Raw genomic sequence first — 22,571 nt, forward strand, 5'->3', positions numbered from 1 at the left:
TCCGCGCAGTAGCCTTGCGCCCTATCTATTGGGGTCGAAGCGGGAAAACTTCTTTATTGCTGCGTTGATCTCGGCAATCGCGCTCTCGATGTCGTTGTCGCTCAGCCCCGTGCCCTCCGGCAGGCGGCTGCGCGCAAAGCCTTCCATCTGGGTGGTGATGGCATCGAGCGGCATGGTGTCGGTGGACACCGTGGACGGCGAGTCCTCGGCATAGTCGTCATGCCAGCGCATCGACAGCATGGACAGGTTGTCGCAGGTCAGGCCGCCACGCGACTCGGCGCGGTCCATGACCCGCGGCGAGCGCTCCAGGATGTCGGCGTCGCACATCAGGTCGACCAGTTCGTCCGGCTCCAGGTTGCCCCACACACCGTCCGAACACATGACGATGAGGTCGTTGGTGAACAAGGGCGTGGAGGATGAGAACTCGATCTGCGGCGAATGCGTGCCGCCCAGGCAACTGAAGATGCGGTTGCGCGCCGGGTGCACCGCCGCCTCTTCCTCGGTGATCAGGCCCTGGTCGATCATCAGCTGCAGGCGCGAGTGGTCGCGCGTCTGCATGATGGTACGGCCGCGGCGGATGAGGTACAGGCGCGAATCGCCGGCATGCGCCCAGTGCGCGACGCTGTCCTGGATCAGGCAGGCGACGATGGTGGTGCGCGGCGCTTCCGGCAGGCCCTTCTCGAAGGAGTAATCGAGAATGGCGTTGTGGGCGTTGGCGAGCGAGCGCGACAGGAACAGCAGCTCGTCGCGGATCTTCGGGATGGCACTGGCCTGGAAGGCCTCGATGATGTACTGGGTGGCGATCTGCGCTGCCACCTCGCCATGCAGGTGCCCACCCATGCCGTCGGCCACGACCATCAGCAGTGAGTCGCGTGAATAGCTGTAGGCCACGCGGTCCTGGTTGTTGGGTCGGCCGCCGGGACGGCTCTCCTGGTAGACGGTGAATTTCATGAACGGCCAATCAAAGCACGCAGCTTGACGCTCATCTTGCCCAGGAAGGTGCTGGGCGGAGGCGGCGCCACGTGACGGGAACGGGTCAATAGTGCCTTCTGCAAGGCGTACACACTCTGCGGACGGTTGAGCGGGTCAAGCTCCAGGCACCAGTCGATGGTTTCCAGCAGATGAGTGGAATACTGGCCGGCCCAGCGCTTGGTGGCCGGCTCCATCAGGTCTTTCTTGATGCGCTCGTCCGAGCGCTGCGGCGCGCTGCCGGCCAGGCAGGCATACATCGAGGCACCGGTGCTGTAGATGTCGCTCCACGGGCCCAGGTGTTCGCGGTCGTTGAACTGCTCCGGCGGCGCGAAGCCCGGCGTGTACATGGGCTTGAGCATCGGTGTGTCGCTGGCCAGGGTCTGGCGGGCGGCACCGAAGTCCAGCAGCACCGGCGTGCCGTCGTTACGCAGGTAGATGTTCGAAGGCTTGATGTCCAGGTGCAGCAGCTTGTGCGCATGCACCTCGCGCAGGCCATTCAGGAGGCGGGTGAACACGCCGCGGATGAAGCGCTCCTTGATGTGGCCCTTGTTGCGATGGATGAAGTCCTGCAGCGTGCGACCGCGCTCGAACTGCATGACCATGTACACCGTGCCGTTGGCGCGGAAGAAATTCAGCACGCGCACGACATTGGGATGCAGCAGCTTGGCCAGCGAGCGTCCTTCCTCGAAGAAGCACTTCATGCCGTAGCGGAAGGCCGCCTGGTGCTCCTCGGTGACCTGCGGCTCGATCTCGCCGTTCTTGCGCAGCGCCAGCGAGTTGGGGAGGTATTCCTTGATCGCCACGGCGTTGCCTTCGGCATCCGTGGCGAGATAGACAATCGAGAAACCACCGAGGCTCAACTGCTGCTCGATGCGGTACTGCTCCAGCTGGAAGCTGGGCGGCAAGGCAGAGTTGGCTTGAGAGGGCATGAGTCAGGGGGTTATCATCCAGCGCGGCCCGGCATTTTCAAACCGGCGCCCCGGCGTTGTAAAGGCGGAATTGACGTGATTTGACGCGGCTCGGGACCTAGTTCGCGCGACGCTGCCGGCCATCCAGCCAAACGCGCCGTCCGTAGTGCCGCCCCGCCACCGCCCGATTTCCATTCCTGCCCGCTGTTCGCGGGTTTCGTTTTTTCTCTTACAGGCAATCGCGATGATCTTCAGCATGACCGGCTATGCCGTCGTCTCCCGTGATATCGGCCGCGCCGTCATGCAACTGGAGCTGCGCAGCGTCAATTCACGCTACCTGGACCTGGCCTTCCGCATCGTGGAAGACCTTCGTTTCGCCGAACCTTTGCTGCGCGAGCACATCAATGCCAGCGTATCACGCGGCAAACTGGAGTGTCGGCTGAGCCTGCAGGCCGCCACCAGCGGCGCTCCGGAGCTGAAGCTGAACACCGCCATGCTCGACCAGCTGTCGGTCGCACAGGCCCGCGTGCAGGCCCGCTTCCCGCAGGCCGCCGCGCTGTCCGTCGGCGAAGTGCTGCGCTGGCCCGGCATGCTGGCCGAGGACGCGGCCGCCCAGGACACGCTGAACGCCGAGCTGCAGGCACTTGCAAAGCAGGCCCTGGAAGAATTGCGCGACACCCGCGCCCGCGAAGGCGAAAAGCTGGCCGCCATGCTGCGCGACCGCGTTGCCCAGATGCGCGTACTGGTGGAGCGCGCCACGCCGCTGATTCCCGCCGCCGTCGGCGAATACCGCGAACGCCTGACCCAGCGCCTGCGCGAAGCCGTCGCCACGCTGGACGAGGACCGCATCCGCCAGGAAGTCACCGTCTTCGCCCAGCGCGTGGATGTCGCCGAGGAGTTGACCCGCCTGGTCGCCCACATGGATGAGGTGGAACGCGTCATCAACAAGGGCGGCGCGGTCGGCAAGCGGCTGGACTTCCTGATGCAGGAGCTCAACCGCGAAGCCAACACCCTGGCCTCCAAGTCGGTGTCGACTGAACTCACCGGCATTTCGGTCGATATCAAGGTACTGATCGAGCAGATGCGCGAGCAGGTCCAGAACCTTGAATAAGCCTTGAGCAAGTCGAGCAAGCCAGTCCAACCATGAGCGGCGTCCTCTTCATCGTTTCCGCCCCGTCCGGTGCCGGCAAGACCACGCTGGTGCGCGGTCTGCTGGAAACCGATCGCGAAATCCGCCTGTCCGTCTCCTACACGACCCGCAAGCCGCGTGCAGGTGAGGTCAACGGAGTGGCCTATCACTTCGTTGATGAAGAGCACTTCCTTGCGATGCGCGAGCACGGCGACTTCCTCGAATGGGCGCAGGTGCACGGCAACTACTACGCGACCTCGGCCTCCTGGCTGCGGAGCGAACTGGCTGCCGGACACGATGTACTGCTGGAAATCGACTGGCAGGGCGCCGAGCAGGTACGCAAGAAATTCCCTGAGGCCACCGGCATCTTCATCCTGCCGCCGAGCTTCGCGGAGCTGGAAGCGCGGCTGCGCGGACGGGGCACCGACAGCGCGGAAGTGATCGCCCGCCGGCTGGCTGCGGCACGCGACGAGATGCGCCGTGTGAAGGACTTTGATTACGTTATAATTAACAAGGACTTGCATATTGCCCTCGACGACATGCGCGCAGCAGTGCGCGCAGCCCGTCTGCAACTGACGGCCGCCCGAGCGCGCAACCCGCAAGCTTTTGATTTCTTGGACAAGGATTGACCATGGCCCGTATCACCGTCGAAGACTGCCTGCAAAGCATTCCCAACCGTTTCCAGCTGACCCTGGCCGCCACCTACCGTGCCCGCCAGATCGCCAACGGCAGCACCCCGCAGGTCGACGTCGATCGCGACAAGCCCACGGTCACCGCGCTGCGCGAAATCGCTGCCGGCAAGGTCGGCATCGAGATCCTGACCCGCAGCACCAACAACAGCAGCCAGTCCTGACTGGTCCGCAAGGTAATGTAGCCCCCGGCAACAGGTGAGACGATGGAACCGACCCCCGCCGTCCCGCCTGTTGTCGCCAGCCCCCCCGGTATCGCCCCCAACGTGCCCGCCCGGCCGCGCCTGACTGTCTTCGACGGCGGCCTGCAGCCCGACGAGGAGGAGCGCGACCGCAATCCCTCGACCGGCCCTGCCGACGAAGTCGAGTTCTCCCGCCTCGCCGACATCGCCTCGCGCTACCTGCGCGAAGACGACATCGAACGCCTGCGCGCCGCCTTCGACCTGTCGGTGCGTGCCCACGAGGGTCAGTTCCGCATCAGCGGCGAGCCCTATGTCTCGCATCCGCTGGCGGTCACCGAAATCCTCTCGCAGTGGCACCTCGACGTGCATGCGCTGATCGGTGGCCTGCTGCACGACGTCATGGAAGACTCCGACGTCACCAAGAACGACATCGCCACCCAGTTCGGCAAGGTGGCGGCCGACCTGGTCGATGGCGTCTCCAAGCTCGACCGGCTGGAATTCCGCTCCTACGAGGAAGCCCAGGCCGAGAACTACCGCAAGATGTTCCTGGCGATGGCGCGCGACGTGCGCGTCATCCTCATCAAGCTGGCCGACCGCCTGCACAACATGCGCACGCTGGACGCCGTGCGCCCCGACAAGCGCCGCCGCATCGCCCGCGAAACGCTGGAGATCTACGCGCCGATCGCCAACCGCCTGGGCCTGAACACGCTGTACCGCGAGCTGCAGGAACTGTCGTTCAAGCACACCTACCCGCTGCGCTACCGGGTGCTGGCCAAGGCCCTGCGCACGGCGCGCGGCAACCGCCGCGAGCTGGTGACGCGCCTGCTCACCAGCATCCAGGAGCGCCTGCCGCAATGGGGCGTGGAGGCCGAAGTCTTCGGCCGCGAGAAACACCTGTTCGGCGTCTACCGCAAGATGGTCGACAAACACCTGTCCTTCTCGCAGGTGCTGGACATCTACGGCTTCCGCATCCTGGTGAAGGACGTGCCGAGCTGCTACCTCGCTCTCGGTGCCCTGCACGAGCTGTTCAAACCGGTGCCCGGCAAGTTCAAGGACTACGTCGCCATCCCGAAGGCCAACGGCTATCAAAGCGTCCATACCACCGTCATCGGACCTTTCGGTACGCCGGTCGAAGTGCAGATCCGCACCTTCGAGATGCATGCCATCGCCCAGAGCGGTGTCGCCTCGCACTGGCTGTACAAGGACGAGTCGGCCACGCTGACCGACCTGCAGCGCAAGACGCACAACTGGCTGCAATCGCTGCTCGAACTGCAGACCACCTCCGGCGATTCCAGCGAGTTCCTGGAGCACGTGAAGATCGACCTCTTCCCCGGCGACGTCTTCGTGTTCTCGCCCAAGGGCCAGATCTACAACCTGCCGCGCGGCGCCACCGCGGTGGACTTCGCCTACGCGATCCACACCGACATCGGCAACCGCTGCGTGGCCTGCCGCATCAACGGCGAACTGCAACCGCTGCGCACCGAACTGAAGAACGGCGACCAGGTGGAGATCGTCACCGCCCAGCACGCCAACCCGAACCCTGCCTGGCTGTCCTACGTGCGTACCGGCAAGGCGCGCGCGCAGATCCGCCACTTCCTGAAGACGGCCCAGCACGAGGAAGCCACCGCGCTGGGCGAACGCCTGTTGTCGCAGGCCCTGCGCACCCACGGCCTGACGCTGGTGGACATCGGTGCCACCGCCTGGGAGCGTTTCCTCAAGGACAATGGCATCAAGACCCGCGCCGACGCGCTGACCGACATCGGCCTCGGCAAGCGCCTCGCCGCCGTGGTGGCGCGCCGCCTCGGCGACCTGCAGGACGAACTGGCCGCCGCTGGCGGCGAGGAACCGGGCCGCAGCCGCAACACCAGCCCGATCCTCATCCACGGTGGCGAAGGCATGGCCGTGCAGATGGCACGCTGCTGCCGCCCCATCCCGGGCGACCCCATCGTCGGCATGCTGCGCAAGGGCCAAGGGCTGGAGATCCACGTCAACGACTGCCCGACGCTGACGCGCAACCGTTCCTCCGAGCGCGACCGCTGGGTCGAGGTGGAATGGGAAACCGGTGGCGACCGCCTGTTCGAAGTCAGCGTGCGCGTGCTGGCCGACAACCGCCGCGGCGTGCTGGCCCGCGTGGCCGCCGCCATCGCCGACCAGGACTCGAACATCCAGAACGTCAGCATGGACAACGAGCGCGCGGCCCACACCACCATCTATTTCACGCTGCAGGTGCGCGACCGCATCCACCTGGCCAGCATCATGCGCGGCGTGCGCCGCATCCCCGACGTGGTGCGCATCACGCGCCTGCGCGGCGATGCCAGGCCGACCGCGCCTGCCGACCGATCACGTTGAACCTTTGCCGGAGTTTTTCATGGCCCTGTACGAATCCGATTTCACCAAGTTCATGCGCGACTTCCTGGACAAGCACCCGGAAGAACGCGAGCAGCAACGCGAAGGCCGCGCACTGTGGTGGGACAAGCCGCAAGACCTGCAGACCCGTCGCGACGACCTCGACTCCAACGTGCCGCAGAAGGCCTACTACTACCAGCCCGACCCGAACCAGGGCTGAGGCCTGACGCCGGCGGCTGCAAGCGCCGGCCCCCTGCATGGACTACCCCCGCCTTGCCATCGTCGACCTGGAAACCACGGGCGGCGACCCCAAGCTCGACCGCATCACCGAAGTCGCCATTCTCGTCACCGAAGGCGATCAGTTGATCTCGCGCTGGAGCAGCCTGGTCAACCCGGGCATGCCGATCCCGCCGCGCATCCAGGCCTTCACCGGCATCACCGACGACATGGTGCGTGACGCACCGGACTTCGCCGATGTCGCGCGCCAGGTCGCCGAACAGTGCGACGGCGCGATCTTCGTCGCGCACAACGCCCGCTTCGACTACAACTTCCTGCACAACGCCTTCGCCCGGCTGGAAAAGAACTTCGAGCCCTCGGTGCTGTGCACGGTCAAGTTCTCGCGAGCGCTGAACCCCGAGCATGCGCGCCACGGCCTGGATGCCATCATCCTGCGTGGCGGCTACAGCGTGGTGTCGCGCCACCGCGCGATGGACGATGCCGAGATCGTGTGGCGCTTCCTGCAGGACTCTCGCATCGCGCATGACACCGAACGCATGCGCCTGGCCTGGGCACGTGCCTTCTCCGGCCCGACCAAGGTTGCGCGTCTGCCGCAGGGCGACGTCGAAGGCCTGCCGGAAGGGCCCGGCGTCTTCATGTTGCGCGGCGCCAGCGGCGAACTGATCCGCATCGGCCGCGCCCGCAGCCTGCGGCCGCAGGTGCTCGGACTGTTCACCGCCAACGACATGCGCAGCAAGAAGCAGGTCGCCAAGGTGCATGCCGTCGACGCCCAGCCCTGCGCCGGTGACCTGTCCGCCCAGTTGCTGGAACTCGCGCTGGAACGTCGCCTGGCCGCCCGCGGTGCGACGGCCGCCCTCGCCTGGCGACTGGATGCCGACCGGGCGGAAGGCATCCTCGAACTCGTCGACCTCAACGGCAGCGACCCGGCGGCCTGGGGTGAGGTCTATGGCTGCTTCCGCGGCGAGCGCGAGGCGCTGATGGTGTTGCGGCCCCTGATCGCACGCGCGCGGCTTTGCCCGCGGCGCGCAGGCCTGGAGAAATCCGGCCCCGGCCCTTGCCAGGCTCATCTCCTGAAGCGCTGCCAGGGCGTCTGCGCCGGCATGGAGAGCGCGGACGCGCATGATGCACGTCTGCGCGAAGTGCTCGCGCCGCTGCGCCAGCGCGAGTGGCCGTTCGCAGGCGCCATCAGTATCCACGAGGAATCGGAAGCCAACGCGCTGCAAACGACGCTGGGTTTCGACCGCTGGTGCCGGATCGACGAGGACAGCACACGTCGCTTCGATGCCGACATCATGCATCTGCTGCAACGCTGGCTGGCCCAGGACGGCAACCTGGCGCGTTGCGCAGTGCCGGGCCAGGACTGAACCGAAGGCGGCCTACGCCGTTCAGGCGAGGTCTTCGTCGACCTCGACCGGCGCCTTGAGCGGCAGGCGCATCGTGAACACCGTGCCCACATCCGGCTCGCTGATCACAGAGATCTCCCCGCCCAGCACCCCGGTCACGATGTTGTGCACGATGTTCAGGCCCAGGCCCGTGCCCTGACTGCCCAGCTTGGTGGTGAAGAACGGATCGAACACCTTGTTGAGGTGCCCTGCCGCGATGCCCACCCCGTTGTCGCTGCAACGGAACACCACGGTCTCGCCGACCACGGTGGCGTCCAGCGTCACCGTTCCTTCCTCGCGACCGTCGAAGGCATGGATGACGGTGTTCTGCAGCAGATTGGCGACGATCTGACCGAAAGGCCCCGGGTAGCTGTCGAGCAGGATGCCGGCGGGCACCTCGCTGCGGATCTGGAACGGCGTCTTGCGGAAGGTGGGCTGAAGGGTGACGACGATCTCGTTCACCACCTCGCGCAGGTCGAACTGCCTGCGTTTCGAACTGGTCTGGTCGACGGCCACCTGCTTGAAGCTGACGATCAGCTCACCGGCGCGCTGCAGGTTGCGGACGAGGATGTCGGAGGCCGAATCGGTCTCCTCCATGAAGCTGTCCAGCTCGGAGCGACGCAGGCCTTTCTCGACTTGCCGACGGAACTCGCGACCGATGTCGCGCAAGGTGCTGGCGACCATCAGGCTGTTGCCGATCGGTGTGTTCAGCTCGTGCGCCACACCGGCAACCAGCGAACCGAGCGCAGCGAGCTTCTCCGAGCGCACCAGTTCGCTCTGCGTCTGCTGCAGGCGGAGCAGCGCGGTTTCCAGATCGCGGTTGGCATCGGCCAGGGCCCGCGTGCGTTCGACGACACGCTGCTCCAGGGAGGCGTTCAGTTCCTCCACCTGTCGCTGGGCGTCACGCATCGGCGTCACATCCACCACCGCCATCAGCACGCAGGGTTCGTTCATGAACACGCTGCGCAGGTGCAACTGGCAATCGCGCAGCTGCCCATCCGCCGTCACCAGGCGTACATCCACGCCTGACACCTGGCCCTGGCGCTGGAACACGGCAAGCACCCGCTCGCGCTGCTCCAGGTCGGCATAGAGGCTGATCTCGTCGTCGCTACGGTCCATGACCGTCTCGCGCGCGAAGCCGAAGGTGTCGGTGTAGGCGGGGTTCAGGTCGAGGTAGCGGCCGTCGGACCGGCGCTGCAAGGCCAGCGCGATCGGCGACTGCTGGAAGATCGTGGAGAACTTCTGCTCGCTGTGGCGCAAGGCATCCTGTGCGCGCAAGCGCGAGAACTCAGCCCCGGCGCGCGCGGCGCCCAGCTCGATCAGCGAATGCACTTCGTCGGGGCTCGGCAGCGGCACCGCGAACAGTGCGGCCAGGTAGCCCACCACGCGACCGCCGCCGTCCTCGACGGCCACCGCCACCATCGACTCCAGGCGCTCGCAGCCGCGCAGCACGGCATCGTTGCGCAGGCGCTCACGGCCGTGCGCCGGGATGACCAGCATGCGATGCGTACTCACCGCCTCCACGGTGACACCCGCCCAATGGAACATGCCGGTGCGTACCGGCCAGCCCGGCGGCGCCCAGGCGGTCACGACATCGGCGGCATCCTCGTTGTCGTCGCGACGCAAGGCGAAGTAGGCGGCATCGGCGTTGGTCCCGGCGGCCACGGTCTTGACCAGATGCGACAGGAACTCCAGCGGCTCGTGGCTCGCACCGATGCGCGCGATGCCGCGCAGCGCCTGCGTCGTCCGGTGTCGATCGGTCACGTCGGTCTGCAGCACGACGCATTGCTGCAGAATGCCATCCGCATCACGGATGGGCTGCAGTTCCAGCGAGACCCAGTATCGCTCGCCGTGCCGGCTGCTGCACAGCATCTCGGCCTCGCGCAGCGGTACGCCCTGGAGCAGGGCGCGCGACAGTGCTTCGATCTGGGCAGCGTCGGTGTGCTCGTCGCGTTGCAACTCGACGAGGCTGGCGCCACGGATCTGTTCGGCGGCGTAGCCGGAGCGACGGGCAAAAGCCTCGTTGAACCACTCGACGCGGCCCTGCGCGTCCGTCAGCACCACGAGGTTGGTGGTGAGGCGGACGACGGTCGCCAGGCGGCGCAGTTCGTCGTCGGCGCGCTGGCGTTCCGTGATGTCCTCGGCCATGCACAGGAAGCGCTGACCGACGCCGGCACCGTCGCGGATCATGCTGTTGTACCACTGGCAGATCACCTCGGAGCCGTCGGCCCGCACGCTGTGGCTCTTGTGACGCCAGCCGCCCGTGCCGGCATGCAGCTGTTCCATGACCTGTGCGACCTCGGTCCTGTCGCGCTCGCTGACCAGCAGGCTGATGTGGCGACCGATGACCTCCTCGCGCCGCCAGCCGAAGATGCGCACCGCGGCGTCATTCCAGTCGAGGATGTGCCAGCCGAGATCGAATTCCACAACCGCCAGCGGGCTTTGCTCGACGAAGGCGCGCAGGCGTTGCTCGCGGTCGCGCAGGGCTGCTTCCACGCGCATGCGTTCGCGCAGGTCGACCTCCAGCGCCTGGTTCTTCTGCTCCAGGGTACGCACGAATCCCTGCAGCGCCTGGCGGGTCACTTCGAGACGCGATTCCACTTCGCCGATCTCGTCCTGACGCTGCGGCTGGATCGGCGTGTCCAGCTCGCCGCGTGACAGGCGCGTGGCCGCCACGGACAGGCGCGCCAGCGGTTGCCCGAGGCGACGCTGGAGGACGATGAGGATCAGGGTCACGCTGCCCGCGACCTGCAGGGCCAGCATGCCTGCCAGCAGCGCCAGCTGGGCGCGCAGTTGCGCCGCCAGCACCGCGTCGGACATCTCGATGCGCACGCGCCCGATGGTCTCGCCGCGGTGCACGATGGCCTGCTCGGCCTCGCTCACGTTGCCGACGCGGCGTTCCGGCACGTCGCGGTAGACGAAGCGGCCAAGCTGCGGGTCGAGGATTTCCACCCGCACCAGCGCCTCGTTGCGCATCACTGCGTCGACCAGCGCCGAGGCGGCCTCACCGTCGAGTGCCCACAGGTTCTCACGCACGCCCAGCGCCAGCACGTCGGTCTCGTGCTTCATGGCGCGCGCCATCTCGGACTGCAGGGTGTCCTGGTAGAGCACGCGGGCGAGATACAGGCCGACAGCCAGGGCCGGCAACAGCACGCCGAGCAGCACGGCCATGACGACGGCGCGCCGAACGGTCAGCCCCTTCATGCCGCCTCGCCCCTGCATGCGTGCCTGCCCCTCCCGGAAAATGTCACTTCGACGAAGCGGTGGAGTGGTGGTTCAACCAGTCCAGCAGCGCGTCGGTCTCCAGCGGGCGGGCGAAGTGATAGCCCTGCGCCTCGTGGCATCCCATGCGACGCAGCAGGTCCGCCTGGTCCGCGGTTTCCACGCCCTCCGCGATCACGGCCAGCCCCAGCTTCTGGCCCAGCTGGATGACGAGTTCCGGAATGCGGCCGGCGCGCTCGTCGCCGACGATATCGGTGACGAAAGCCCGGTCGATCTTGAGGCGGTCCACGCGCAGGCGCTGCAGGTAGGACAGCGAGGAGAAGCCGGTGCCGAAGTCGTCGATGGCGATCTTGACGCCCAGCACCTTGATGTCGTCCAGCGTGCGGTTGATGAAGTCCGCTTCCTCCATCGCCATCGACTCGGTGATCTCCAGCTCGATGCGCGCCGGGTCGGCGCCGCTGTCCTTCAGCGCCGCGACGACGGAAGGGATGAATCGTGGATGGCGGAACTGGCTGACCGAGACGTTGACCGCGACGCGCAGCTTGTCGAAACCGCGTCGCGCGAGGTCCACCTGCTGGAAGCAGGCCAGGCGCAGCACCCACTCGCCGATGTTGATGATCATGCCCGAGTGCTCGGCGATCGGGATGAAACGGTCCGGCTCGATCATGCGGCCGTCATCGCCGCGCCAGCGCAACAGCGCCTCGATGCCGCAGGGCCGCCCACTGGCCAGGTCGATCTGCGGCTGATACATGAGGAACAGCCGCTGTCGCTCCATGGCCTGGCGCAGTGCCTGCAACAGCTTCACACGCTCGCGGATCTCCACCGCCATGTCGCGAGTGAAGAAGCTGTACTCGCCGCGATGACCCATCTTGGCGCGCCGCAAGGCGATGTTGGCATCCTTCAGCGCGTCGCTGCCGTTGCCCTCGATGTCGGTCAGGTGGGCAATGCCCATGGTCACCGACACCATCAGCTCCTGGCTCTCGATGACGAAGGGTTCGCGGAACAGGGCCTGCAGGCTGGCCGGCATGAGTTGCTCGGTGCGGCCGAGCAGGGCAAAGGTGTCGCTGGACACGCGCGCCAGCACGCAGTCGCGCCCCAGGGCGAGCTGCAGGCGGACCGCGACGGCCTGCAGCAGCAGGTCGCCGAAGTAGTGCCCCAGGGCGTCGTTGGTCTCGGCAAAGTTGTCGATGTCCACCAGCACCAGCGTGTGGCCACCGCGCTCCGGGCCGCTGAGGTGCTCGTCCAGTTTCTGGATCAGGCTGCGCCGGTTGGGCAGCTGGGACAGGGCATCGAAGTACGCGTAGTTGTGCAGCTGCGAGAACAGCAGGGTGTTGTCCAGCCCGATGGAGACGTTGGAGGAGAACAGTTCCAGCAGGCGGCGCAGGTCGCCTTCCACGATGTCCTGCGTGTCCAGCCAGCCCGCCATGTTGCGGCCGTCCCGGCTGCGGAAGAACAGCGCCGTGCCGTGCGCCTCGAACAGGTGCCGTTCTTCGCGCAGGCAGCGCTCCAGCGCATCGCGGGCAACCTCGTCGGAGACCTGGCCCAGCGGTTTGTTGAGAACGGGGGCATAGCGGCCGACCGCGGCGATCACCACCACGTCGTGATTGTCGTCGCGCAACTCCGGCGGGCGGCGGACGCAGATGAATCCGTCCGGCCTGCCTCGCACGAAAGCCGCCGCCTGGGTGATGACGCCGTGCGCGAAATTGTGGATGCCCGACAGCGCGAGCAGCTCGCTGGTGGCGCGCACCACCATGTCCAGGCCGCGGCGGCCGGCGTTGATGGTGCGGATCTGGTCGTAGGAGCGGATCGACGCGGTGAGCGTGGTGTAGAGCTTGTTGCGCGTCAGTTCCGACTTGGTTTTGTAGTCGTTGATGTCATAGTCGCGGATGGCTTCCATCTCCGGCGCATAGCCGGGCTGGCCGGTGCGCAGGATGACGCGCGTCTCCTGCATGCCATAGTGCTCGCGGATCCGGCGTACGAGCTGCAGGCCGGAGTCTTCCTGCTCCATGACCACGTCAAGCAGCACCACGGCGATGTCGCGGTCACGCTCGAAGATCGCGCAGGCCTCCTGGGCGGAGTTGGCGTGCATGAACTGCAGCGGCCGCCCGAGCACCTGCGTGCCGCGCAATGCGAAGGTGGTGGTGGTGTGGACGTCGGGATCGTCGTCGACGATCAGTACCCGCCATGCGGCGCGCTGCACCGGTTCCTCGACCGGTGGTACGTCGCCGTCATCGCTGACGAAAACGAGTTCGTCGTCATGCTGCGGGTTGGACTCCATTGGCCTCCTCCAGGCTCAACCGACACGGTCTTGCCCTGGAGGCAATACGATTCGTCGATCAGGCTCTTATCGTCACATCATGCCATGAACTTGAGTGGGCCCTGCCGCCGTCCAGACGCTGCCGGGAGCGGTAAAATCACGCTTTTCACGGAGTTTCACGATGCGCGCACGCACCCTTCTGCTGATCGCCGCACTGGGTATACACGGACTGGCGCAGGCAGCCGATCTGCGCGTCAGCGAGGCCTGGGTGCGCGGCACCGTCACCGGCCAGAAGAACAGCCCCGCCTACATGGTGTTCGAGGCCCCGCGCGCCACCGCCATCGTCGGCGCCAGCTCGCCGCGCGCGGACAAGGTCGAACTGCATGAGATGCAGCACCCCGAGGGACGCGACCTGATGACGATGAAGCGCGTCGAGCGCATCGAGATCCCGCCCGGCAAACCCTACAAGCTGATCCCGCTGGGCAGCTACATCATGCTGGTCGGCCTGAAGAAAGGCGTGGACGCCGGCGAGCGCATTCCCATCACCCTGCAGATCGAACAGGACGGCAAGCGCAGCGAAGTCGTGGTGCAGGCGGAGGGGCGGAGTTTTTACCCGGGGAAGTAAGAGCCCAACGCTTGCTCCAAAGAACAAAGGCTTCGGATCAGATCTCGAAGCCTTTGTTTTTTCCACCTCCCGTCGCGGAGTGATCGGTCGCCACAGCCTTTCTGGCTAGGCGCGCCGCCGCAGACAGTACACGCCGGTACGGCAAGGCGGTGCAACAACGCCAGAAAGGCTGTGGCGGCCGATCACCTGAAGACGATGGTTTTGTTGCCGTGGACCAGCACCCGGTCTTCCAGGTGGTAGCGCAGCCCGCGCGCCAGCACCGCCTTCTCGATGTCCTTGCCATACCGCACCATGTCTTCCACGCCGTCGGAGTGATCCACACGGATCACGTCCTGGTCGATGATCGGCCCCTGGTCGAGTTCCTCGGTGACGTAGTGGCAGGTCGCGCCGATCAGCTTCACGCCACGCGCGAAGGCCTGGTGGTAGGGCTTGGCCCCGACGAAGCTGGGCAGGAAGCTGTGGTGGATGTTGATGATGCGGCCCGGGTAGGCGGCGCACAGCTCGGGCGACAGGATCTGCATGTAGCGGGCCAGCACGACGCAGTCGCCGCGCACGTCGTCGACGATGCGACGCACCTCGGCGTATGCCGCCGTCTTGTTTTCCGCCGTCACCGGCACATGGTGGAAGGGAATGCCGTGCCACTCCACGAAACCGCGGAAGGTGTCATGGTTGGAGATCACACAGGGGATCTCGATGTCCAGCTCCTTCGATTGCCAGCGTGCCAGCAGATCGTAGAGGCAGTGCTCCTGCTTGGATACCATCAGCACGACGCGCTTCTTCACCGCGCTGTCGGTGATCTTCCATTCCATCCCGAACTCGCGGGCCAGCGGCGCGAAACGTTCGCGGAACTCGGCGAGCAGGAAAGGCAGCGAATCGGCCTTCACCTCGATGCGCATGAAGTAGCGGCGGCTCTCATGCTCGGCATGCAGGTTGGTCTCGAGGATCCAGCCGCCATGTTCGGCGATGAAGTTGGACACGCGCGCCACGATGCCGACGCGGTCGGGACAGGATGCGGTGAGGGTATAGAAGCGTTGGGTTTGCATGGTGGTCTCTGGGGAGCGGCCGTCTTCAGACGTCACGTCCGACCTTCATTCGGCCTTCATATAAAACGCGCGCTGAAGCTCCAGCACCTCGACCGTGATCTGGACATGCAGGCCGGGCTTCGTGCGGCAGACAGACTGCAAAGCACTTGCTACGCCCCGCCCGAGTGCCTGGCGGGTTTCCGCGCTACGTCCGTCGTGCAGGCGTAACTCGGCATGGATGAATGCCTGGTCCGCGTCGCAGTCACCGACGCGGAAGTGCGTCAGCGCCACCGCGCGACTCTTGATGTGGCCGGGCTCGAAGACACCGCTGGCGATCAGGCTGGCATTGGCCGCGCGCAGCGCGGCGTCGGGATCGAAGACAGCGCCCAGGTTGCCGGTGTACTCGATGACGAGATGCGGCATGGGCGCGGCCTGTCAGATGCGCGCCGAGGCGCGGTCGATCTCCGCGCGCAGGTCGGGGTAGCTGCGCACCACCGGGTACTGCGGGAACTCACGCACCACGTTCTCCGGCGGATGCATCAGGATGCCCGCGTGCGCGGCGCCCAGCATGGTGGTGTCGTTGTAGGAGTCGCCCGCGGCGATGACCTTGAAGTTGAGGCCGCGGAAGGCTTCCACCGCCTTCTGCTTCTGGTTCGGCTGACGCAGGTGATAGTTCACCAGGATGCCGTTCGCATCCGCCTCCAGCTTGTGGCAGAACAGCGTAGGCTGGCCCAGCTGCACCATCAGCGGCTTGGCGAACTCGTAGAAGGTGTCCGACAGGATGACGACCTGGTAGTCACGGCGCAGGTCGTCGAGGAATTCCTTGCAGCCGGGCATCGGCCCCATCTCGGCGATCACCGCCTGGATGTCCGGCAGGCCGAGCTTGCGGTCCGCCAGGATGCCCAGGCGGTACTTCATGAGCTTGTCGTAGTCCGGCTCGTCGCGGGTGGTGCGACGCAGTTCCGGAATACCGGTGCGGTCCGCGAACTCGATCCAGATTTCCGGAACGAGCACGCCTTCCATGTCGAGGCAAACGATGTGCACAACCAGACCCTTGCACGTTGAAAAGGATGCCGGATTCTACACGCGGCAAGGGTCACACCGCCCTGCGCAGCAGCAGTGAAGCGGCGGCAGTCAGGGCGCGGGGCAGGAACACTGGCCCCAGGCGTCCAGCTGCTCGCGGCGCTTGCCGTCCCACAGCACCACCAGGCGGCCCTTGTAGGACGTCCCCGCGCAGCGCTTGGCCTTGGGCGAACAGCTGCTGGTCACCGTGCCCAGCCATTGCACGTTGGTGTCACCGTTGGCCACCTGCAGCGTGAAGCGGTCGCTGATGCGCGGCACTTCCCGCTGCTCGGGGATGTACTTCTCGCCGTACAGGTTGAGCTTCTGCACGCCCTTGGCGGTGCGCAGCACGGCCTCCCGCTTGCCTTCCTGGCTCCAGAACACCAGGGTGGGCTTGCCCGGCGCGTCCGACCCGAAACGGCAGCCGCAGGCGCCGGAAACGTCGCCTTCCTGCAAGGGAACCATCTGGGCGGCGGCGGGAAGGGCAAGGAAGGCAAGCAGCGCGGCGGCGCCAGGGAAGGACGGAAGCTTCATGAGATCGACATGCAGGACGGTGACGAAGGGGAATCGGCATTCTGGCGCGATTCTGCAGGGCAGCAAGCTGTCCGCTGAGGCAGGCGCAGTAAAATCAGCGCATGCAGCAAGACCAGCAACCACCCGCCCCCGCCTCACCGGCGGATGACCCGCGGCCACAGCCACCCCGCGAACCCGACGTCTTCGATTGCTGCGGCAATGAATGCGGCGACGCCTGCGTGTGGACCATCCACCAGCGCCTGAAGAAGGAGTACGAAGAAGCGCTGGATGCCTGGCTGCTACGCCAGCTCTAGGCGCTACAGGAATACCGGCTCCGGCTCCAGCCGTACGCCGAAGCGCTGCGCCACGTCAGCCTGCACCGCATCCGCCAGTGCACGCACGTCCTGCGAAGTGGCACCGCCATGGTTCACCAGCACCAGCGCCTGCCGTTCGTACATGCCCACCGGGCCCAGGCGGCGGCCTTTCCAGCCGGCCTGTTCGATCAGCCAGCCGGCCGCCAGCTTCACCGTGCCGTCCGCCTGCGGATAGGCCGGCAGCCCGGGGTGGGCAGAGGCCAGCGCAGCATGCTGCGTGGCACTCACCACCGGATTCTTGAAGAAGCTGCCGGCATTGCCGATGCGTGACGGATCCGGCAGCTTGTGCTGGCGGATGGCGACGACCGCATCGGAAACCTGCAGCGGTGTCGGCTCGGCGATGCCTTCCAGCTCGCGGGCGACGTCGGCATAGCCTTTCACCGCCTGCCAGCGACGCGGCAAGGCAAAGGTCACGGAGACGATCACCCAGCGCACACCGTCCGCGTGCTTGAACACACTGTCGCGATAGCCGAAGCGGCACTCGGCGGCCGTGAACGTGCGCGTCTCCCCACCGTCCAGGTGCACGGCTTCCAGGCTGTGAAAACGGCTCGCCAGCTCCAGCCCGTAGGCCCCGATGTTCTGGATCGGCGCGGCCCCCACCGTGCCCGGAATCAGGGACAGGTTTTCCAGCCCCGGCAGGCCCTGTTCCAGCGTCCAGCGCACGAAGTCGTGCCAGACCTCGCCAGCGCCGGCGCGCACCAGCCAGTGATCGGCCGTTTGACCGACGCGCTCGCGGCCGTGGATCGCCATCTGCAGCACCCGCGCGTGCACTTCCTGCGGCGCCACGATGTTGCTGCCGCCGCCCAGCACGACCACCGGTCCGTCCATAAAGGCCCGGCCGAGCGCCAGCGCTTCCAGTTGCGCCACGCTGTCGATGCGCAGCAGGGACTGTGCGTGGCTGCGCAGCCCGAGGGTGTTCAAGGGGGTGAGGTCGGCGGGAGCGAACAGGTTCATGCGAAGCGGCTTGAGTGGATGATGCCGCACGCTATGGCGCCGGCGGGTGCTCCCCGCGGCGCGCCAGTTGCGCGGCCCCCAGCATGGTAATGGCAACCGCGCCGAATCCCACCCAGGCACCGGCGACGGCCATCACCGTGCCGAAAACGGTCGGAGAAGTCAGCCCGGTGAAATGGTTGATGGTCGCGCGCAGGCCGATGGCCTCGCCCGCCCGGCCAGGCGGGGCCGACTGGTGCAGCAGCGACAGCACGCTGGGTTGCGCACCACCGGTACAGAAGCCGAGCACGAAGGCCAGCGTCATCATCAGCGGCGGCCACACCGACGCCGGCATCAAGGCGAAGGCCCCCGCATTGACGAGCAATGCCGTGATGACCAGCCGCCACTCGCCCACATGCCGGGTCAGCCACGGGAACACCAGGCGCACGGCAAATGCGCCGACAGCGAAGGCGGACATGATCAGCCCGATCTGCGTCGCGCTGTAGCCGCGCTGGTGGCCGATCGCCGGCACCAGGAACTGGAAGGCGTCCCAGCCCACCGCCAGCAAGGCGCTGACCATCAGCACCCGCTGCATGTCCTGCTCCTCGCGCAGCAACAACCAGATGCTGCGCGGCTGGCCGGGGTCCGCTCCCAGCGTCTCGCCCGGCAGCGACAGCGGCACGAAGCGCCCTGCCACCAGGCCGCTGCCGACAATGGCCGCCAGCACCGCGAAGGTGACGCGGAAGCCACCGTTGTCGATCAGTGCGCCCGCCAGCGCCGGTCCGAAGATGGCCGACACCGAATTGCCCAGCATCACCCACGCGAACATGCTGGTGCGCAGGGCACGATCGCCGCCCGACGCCTGGCCGACCAGCACGAAGGCCGCCAGCATGAAAGCATTGAAGCCCAGCCCGCTGGCCAACGCGGTGACCACCACCGCGCCCGCCCCCGGCCACAACACCGGCACCAGCAGGCCGAACAGCAGCACCGCCTGCGCACCGCGCATCACGGGCGTGACGCCGACACGGTCCACCAGGCGGCCGATGCGCAGGGAAATGAGGACGGGAAGCAGGCTGTAGAGGCCGAACAGGACGCCGGCCCACGCTTCGGAATACCCGGCCCGCAGCACGTACAGGCCTGCCGTGACGCGGCCACCTGACATGGTGACGTGGCACAACAGGGAAATGGCCATCAGCGCGTACAGCTGGGGCGGGAAGCGGCGAAAACTCACGCCGTGATTATAGCGCCGCCCCAAGTTGTCAGACAAATTGACGGCACATGCAACGCGTACGCAAACCGCGGGCGCTGAGACACAATCCCCTTCCATGCACGCAGCACACTGGGACATCTTCTGCAGCGTCGTCGACAACTTCGGCGACATCGGCGTGAGCTGGCGACTCGCCCGCCAGCTCCGCAAGGAACATGGTCTGCGGGTCCGCCTGTGGGTGGACGACCCGGTCAGCTTCGGGCTGCTGGAGCCGCGCCTGCAACCCGGCCTGCCGCACCAGACGCTGGAAGGCGTCGACATCCTGCACTGGACGCCCGCGGCCCCGGCCGGCGCGGTGCCCGGCGACGTGGTGGTGGAAGCCTTCGGCTGCGCACTGGGCGAAGCCTTCGAGCAGCGCATGGCCGAGCGCCAGCCGCGTCCGGTGTGGATCAACCTCGACTACCTGAGCGCGGAAGCCTGGGTGGAAGGCGTGCACAAACTGGGCTCGCCCCATCCGCGCCTGCCGCTGCAAAGCCATTTCTTCTCGCCGGGCTTCACCCCCGCGACCGGCGGCCTGTTGCGCGAAGCCGACCTCGCCGGCGAACGCGACGCCTTCCAGGCCGACGCCACGGCCCAGACCGGCTTCTGGCAGCAGCACACCGGCACGACGCCGCCGGAAGGCGCGCTCAAGGTCTCCCTCTTCGCCTACGAGAATGCGGCCCTGCCCGGCCTGCTGGACCTGTGGGCCGCGGGCCCGCAACCGGTGTTCTGCGCCGTGCCCGTCGGCCGTGTGCTGGCTGGCGTCAAGCACTGGGCCGACGACGAGGGCCTGGCCGCCGGCAGCATCGTACGGCGGGGCGCGCTGACGCTGGCCGTGCTGCCTTTCCTGCACCACGCCGACTACGACCGCCTGCTGTGGGCCTGCGACCTCAATTTCGTACGCGGCGAAGACTCCTTCGTGCGTGCGCAATGGGCGCGCCGGCCGCTGGTCTGGCACATCTACCCGCAGCGCGAAGGCGCCCATCTCGTGAAGCTGGAAGCCTTCCTGCAGCGCTACGTGGCCGGCCTGGAACCATCGGCGGCGCTGGCCTTGCGCAGCTTCTGGTCGGGCTGGAATGGCGACACGGACAGCACCCTGCCGCCCTGGCCCGCCCTGCTGGACGCCCTGCCCACGCTGACCCGCCACGCCGCCGGGTGGGAGGCAGCGCTCGCCACCCGGCCCGACCTCGCCCGGCAGCTAGCGGATTTCTGTAACTCATTGCTAAAATAATGGGTTTTCCGGATCCGGCCGCATGAGATTCACCGAAGCGTCCCGCCAGATCCGACCGTCCGAACACACCGAATTTCTTTTACCCGTACTCCGATGAAAACCGCTCAAGAACTCCGCTCCGGCAACGTGATCATGGTCGGCAACGACGCCCTGGTCGTGCAGAAGGCCGAATACAACAAGTCCGGCCGCAACGCCGCCGTGGTCAAGATGAAGCTGAAGAACCTTCTGACCGGCGCGCCGTCTGAATCGGTCTACAAGGCCGACGACAAGTTCGAAGTCGTGCAGCTGGACCGCAAGGAAGTGACCTACTCGTACTTCGCCGATCCCATGTACGTCTTCATGGACGCCGAGTACAACCAGTTCGAGATCGAAGCCGAGAACATGACCGACGCGCTGAAGTACCTGGAAGACGGCCTCCAGTGCGAAGTGGTGTTCTACAACGAGAAGGCCATTTCGGTGGAACTGCCGAACTCCGTCATCCGCGAAGTGACCTATACCGAACCCGCCGTGAAGGGCGACACCTCCGGCAAGGTCATGAAGCCCGCCAAGCTGGCCACCGGCTTCGAACTGCCGGTGCCGGCCTTCGTCGAGATCGGTGACAAGATCGAAATCGACACCCGCACCGACGAGTACAAGGCGCGCGTGAAGTAAGCACAGTCCATCCGTTTCGGGAAAAAGGGGGCTGGAAACAGCCCCCTCTTTTTTTTGGCGCGCCGTTTTTGCAGCTGCGCCGCAACCACAAGGGAGACCTCTCCACCATGAAACCTGCCATCACCCTGACCAGCCTGGACTACGCCCGCCTGGACCGCGTCGTGCATCTCGCACAGGCGCAGGGCCAGGACGTTGCAGGCCTGGAGTCCGAACTGCTGCGCGCCGACATCGTCGAGCCGCGCAGCGTGCGTCCCGACGTGGTGACGATGAACTCCCGCGTCCGCTTCACCTTCGAGCCGGAAGCCGAGGAGTTCGAATACGTCCTCAGCTACCCCTGGGATGCCGACAAGACCGACGTGCCCCGCCTGTCCGTGCTCACCCCGGTCGGCAGTGCCCTGCTGGGCCTGCGTGTCGGCCAGCGCATCGACTGGCAGGTACCGGGCGGCCGCAAGCTGCGCCTGCACGTCATCGAGCTGCCCTGGCAACCGGAGAGCAACGGCGAAGAAATCGGCGACTGATCACCCGGAACCACGCCGGCTCTTCGCAGCACGGCGTGGATGCAGGAGCGCCACGACCGCCCCTGCCTCGCGCCCTGCCTGCCATGACAATCGTCGGCGCCCGTTACACTTTTGTTTCTCCACCGCCAATCATTTTTCCCAAGCCACTGAAAGACATGGTCTTTTTAGTGTGGCACGGCGTTTGCGTCGACAGCGCATCGACAACGTAGCAACCCGTAAGGAGAAGTGTGATGCGCAAGGAGTTAACGAAGCTCTTGTTCAGTGCCTGCCTTCTCGGCGGGGCGAGTGCAAGCCAGGCAGGGCTGCTCATCGGCGGTGACGCCGCCAACCAGGCATCGGCCAGCGCCATCGTCGATATCGTTTTCATGATCGACACGTCCGCATCGATGAGCGATGACATCTCGGCTATCGGCGCAGCCGCGAACCGGGTCGTTGCCAACCTGAGCTGTCCCGACATCGATTGCTATGTGCGGGCGCGTTTCATGGGCATCACCGGCAATTCCGGCTCGGTGTTCAACGAGAACGTCCGCAGCTACGTACTTGGCAAGAGCGGCACGCCGACCAGCGACCAGTCCGAAGACAACGGCTGGGGCGTCGTCGATCTGGTGAACTATTTCGACTGGGGTACGGACGCCACCGCGACCCAGAAGAACTACCACGCCATCGTCACCATCGGCGACGAGGGTACCGAGAATGGCAGCCCGGTGAACGCAATGGACTTCGTTGCTGCCAAGGCGGCCAACGAGGCCGCCATCGCGGCAGGCATCTTCCTGTTCTCGTGGGTCACCGACGACCCCTTTGCCGGCGTTCCTGCGCTGTTCCGGGCGATGGCGATCGGTGGCGATCCCGGTAACGGTGAACTGTACGGCAGCACGGGTGGTGCTTACCTGGAAGGCCTGTCCGGCGTGGACGTCGAGGCCCGCCTGGAGGAGATCATCTGCTTCGTGGCGGGCGGCGGCGAGGACCCCGAAGAACCGGGTAGCGTCCCGATCCCGTCCTCGCTTGCACTCGTGGGCCTTGCCCTGTTCGGCATGCGGCGGAGCCTGCGGTCGCGCCACTGACTCCCCGAGCAATC

Annotated in this window: 23 protein-coding genes; 12 read left to right on the forward strand and 11 right to left on the reverse strand. The window is 66.3% G+C overall.

The window, feature by feature from the left end; translation table 11 throughout:
- Positions 1-21: 21 nt before the first annotated feature.
- The 3 genes from VVD47_RS10395 to VVD47_RS10405 are packed head-to-tail and all read right to left on the reverse strand — an operon-like array spanning position 22 to position 2,138.
- Positions 22-951 (reverse strand): PP2C family protein-serine/threonine phosphatase, encoded by a 930-nt coding sequence (locus VVD47_RS10395; protein ID WP_327603391.1) that lies wholly within the window; start codon positions 949-951, stop codon positions 22-24.
- On the reverse strand, positions 948-1,901 hold the full coding sequence (locus VVD47_RS10400) for a serine/threonine protein kinase (protein ID WP_327603392.1): 954 nt from the start codon (positions 1,899-1,901) through the stop codon (positions 948-950). The genes VVD47_RS10395 and VVD47_RS10400 overlap by 4 nt, the downstream gene beginning before the upstream one ends.
- Positions 1,902-1,904: 3 nt before the next feature.
- Positions 1,905-2,138 (reverse strand): hypothetical protein, encoded by a 234-nt coding sequence (locus VVD47_RS10405; protein WP_327603393.1) that lies wholly within the window; start codon positions 2,136-2,138, stop codon positions 1,905-1,907.
- Here VVD47_RS10405 and VVD47_RS10410 point away from each other — a divergent pair.
- The 6 genes from VVD47_RS10410 to VVD47_RS10435 are packed head-to-tail and all read left to right on the forward strand — an operon-like array spanning position 2,125 to position 7,827.
- The gene (locus tag VVD47_RS10410; RefSeq protein WP_327603394.1) at positions 2,125-2,991 is read left to right on the forward strand and encodes a YicC/YloC family endoribonuclease; all 867 of its coding nucleotides are present in this window, start codon (positions 2,125-2,127) and stop codon (positions 2,989-2,991) included. The genes VVD47_RS10405 and VVD47_RS10410 overlap by 14 nt on opposite strands.
- Positions 2,992-3,023: 32 nt before the next feature.
- Positions 3,024-3,638 carry a guanylate kinase gene (gene gmk, locus VVD47_RS10415; protein ID WP_327603395.1) on the forward strand — a complete coding sequence of 205 codons (615 nt, stop codon included), beginning with the start codon at positions 3,024-3,026 and terminating at the stop codon, positions 3,636-3,638.
- A 2-nt stretch (positions 3,639-3,640) separates the two neighbouring features.
- Complete coding sequence (gene rpoZ / locus VVD47_RS10420) at positions 3,641-3,862, forward strand: DNA-directed RNA polymerase subunit omega (RefSeq protein ID WP_327603396.1); 222 nt, start codon at positions 3,641-3,643, stop codon at positions 3,860-3,862.
- Positions 3,863-3,904: 42 nt separating this feature from the next.
- Positions 3,905-6,229 carry a RelA/SpoT family protein gene (locus VVD47_RS10425; protein ID WP_327603397.1) on the forward strand — a complete coding sequence of 775 codons (2,325 nt, stop codon included), beginning with the start codon at positions 3,905-3,907 and terminating at the stop codon, positions 6,227-6,229.
- 19 nt (positions 6,230-6,248) lie between these two features.
- Positions 6,249-6,446: a DUF3460 family protein gene (locus VVD47_RS10430; RefSeq protein ID WP_327603398.1), complete on the forward strand. Its 198-nt coding sequence runs from the start codon at positions 6,249-6,251 to the stop codon at positions 6,444-6,446.
- A gap of 37 nt (positions 6,447-6,483) precedes the next feature.
- Positions 6,484-7,827: an exonuclease domain-containing protein gene (locus VVD47_RS10435; RefSeq protein WP_327603399.1), complete on the forward strand. Its 1,344-nt coding sequence runs from the start codon at positions 6,484-6,486 to the stop codon at positions 7,825-7,827.
- A 21-nt stretch (positions 7,828-7,848) separates the two neighbouring features.
- On the opposite strand, the gene VVD47_RS10440 is transcribed toward VVD47_RS10435, so the two are convergent.
- Entirely contained in the window at positions 7,849-11,049 is a 3,201-nt protein-coding gene (locus VVD47_RS10440; RefSeq protein ID WP_327603400.1) for a PAS domain S-box protein, read from the reverse strand.
- 43 nt (positions 11,050-11,092) lie between these two features.
- Positions 11,093-13,345 (reverse strand): GGDEF/EAL domain-containing response regulator, encoded by a 2,253-nt coding sequence (locus tag VVD47_RS10445; RefSeq protein WP_327603401.1) that lies wholly within the window; start codon positions 13,343-13,345, stop codon positions 11,093-11,095.
- A 160-nt stretch (positions 13,346-13,505) separates the two neighbouring features.
- On the opposite strand from VVD47_RS10445, the gene VVD47_RS10450 reads away from it, so the two are divergent.
- The gene (locus VVD47_RS10450) at positions 13,506-13,949 is read left to right on the forward strand and encodes a copper chaperone PCu(A)C (protein ID WP_327603402.1); all 444 of its coding nucleotides are present in this window, start codon (positions 13,506-13,508) and stop codon (positions 13,947-13,949) included.
- Positions 13,950-14,131: 182 nt separating this feature from the next.
- Here the strand turns inward: VVD47_RS10450 and purU are convergent, their stop codons facing one another.
- The 4 genes from purU to VVD47_RS10470 form a co-directional block, all read right to left on the reverse strand.
- The gene (gene purU / locus VVD47_RS10455) at positions 14,132-14,992 is read right to left on the reverse strand and encodes a formyltetrahydrofolate deformylase (protein WP_327603403.1); all 861 of its coding nucleotides are present in this window, start codon (positions 14,990-14,992) and stop codon (positions 14,132-14,134) included.
- A gap of 45 nt (positions 14,993-15,037) precedes the next feature.
- Positions 15,038-15,394: a 5-carboxymethyl-2-hydroxymuconate Delta-isomerase gene (locus tag VVD47_RS10460; protein ID WP_327603404.1), complete on the reverse strand. Its 357-nt coding sequence runs from the start codon at positions 15,392-15,394 to the stop codon at positions 15,038-15,040.
- A 12-nt stretch (positions 15,395-15,406) separates the two neighbouring features.
- On the reverse strand, positions 15,407-16,015 hold the full coding sequence (gene thrH / locus VVD47_RS10465) for a bifunctional phosphoserine phosphatase/homoserine phosphotransferase ThrH (protein ID WP_327603405.1): 609 nt from the start codon (positions 16,013-16,015) through the stop codon (positions 15,407-15,409).
- A 90-nt stretch (positions 16,016-16,105) separates the two neighbouring features.
- Positions 16,106-16,567, reverse strand: coding sequence for a hypothetical protein (locus VVD47_RS10470; protein ID WP_327603406.1), 462 nt, complete (start codon positions 16,565-16,567; stop codon positions 16,106-16,108).
- 101 nt (positions 16,568-16,668) lie between these two features.
- On the opposite strand from VVD47_RS10470, the gene VVD47_RS10475 reads away from it, so the two are divergent.
- Positions 16,669-16,860 (forward strand): hypothetical protein, encoded by a 192-nt coding sequence (locus VVD47_RS10475; protein ID WP_327603407.1) that lies wholly within the window; start codon positions 16,669-16,671, stop codon positions 16,858-16,860.
- Between the two features lie 3 nt (positions 16,861-16,863).
- Here VVD47_RS10475 and murB read toward each other — a convergent pair whose 3' ends face one another.
- Positions 16,864-17,874 (reverse strand): UDP-N-acetylmuramate dehydrogenase, encoded by a 1,011-nt coding sequence (gene murB / locus VVD47_RS10480; RefSeq protein WP_327603408.1) that lies wholly within the window; start codon positions 17,872-17,874, stop codon positions 16,864-16,866.
- 31 nt (positions 17,875-17,905) lie between these two features.
- A complete protein-coding gene (locus VVD47_RS10485) occupies positions 17,906-19,081 on the reverse strand; it encodes an MFS transporter (RefSeq protein WP_327603409.1) in 1,176 nt (391 codons plus the stop codon).
- A gap of 94 nt (positions 19,082-19,175) precedes the next feature.
- Between VVD47_RS10485 and earP the strand changes: the two genes are divergently transcribed.
- The 4 genes from earP to VVD47_RS10505 all read left to right on the forward strand — a co-directional run bounded on the left by earP (position 19,176) and on the right by VVD47_RS10505 (position 22,557).
- Positions 19,176-20,327, forward strand: a complete 1,152-nt coding sequence (earP, locus tag VVD47_RS10490; protein WP_327603410.1) for an elongation factor P maturation arginine rhamnosyltransferase EarP — start codon at positions 19,176-19,178, stop codon at positions 20,325-20,327.
- Positions 20,328-20,420: 93 nt separating this feature from the next.
- Positions 20,421-20,978: an elongation factor P gene (gene efp, locus VVD47_RS10495; RefSeq protein ID WP_327603411.1), complete on the forward strand. Its 558-nt coding sequence runs from the start codon at positions 20,421-20,423 to the stop codon at positions 20,976-20,978.
- A gap of 107 nt (positions 20,979-21,085) precedes the next feature.
- Entirely contained in the window at positions 21,086-21,496 is a 411-nt protein-coding gene (gene rnk / locus VVD47_RS10500) for a nucleoside diphosphate kinase regulator (protein WP_327603412.1), read from the forward strand.
- A 230-nt stretch (positions 21,497-21,726) separates the two neighbouring features.
- Positions 21,727-22,557, forward strand: a complete 831-nt coding sequence (locus tag VVD47_RS10505; RefSeq protein ID WP_327603413.1) for a hypothetical protein — start codon at positions 21,727-21,729, stop codon at positions 22,555-22,557.
- Positions 22,558-22,571 lie beyond the last annotated feature (14 nt).

The organism is Uliginosibacterium sp. H1 (genome assembly GCF_036017065.1).
Classification (GTDB): domain Bacteria; phylum Pseudomonadota; class Gammaproteobacteria; order Burkholderiales; family Rhodocyclaceae; genus Uliginosibacterium.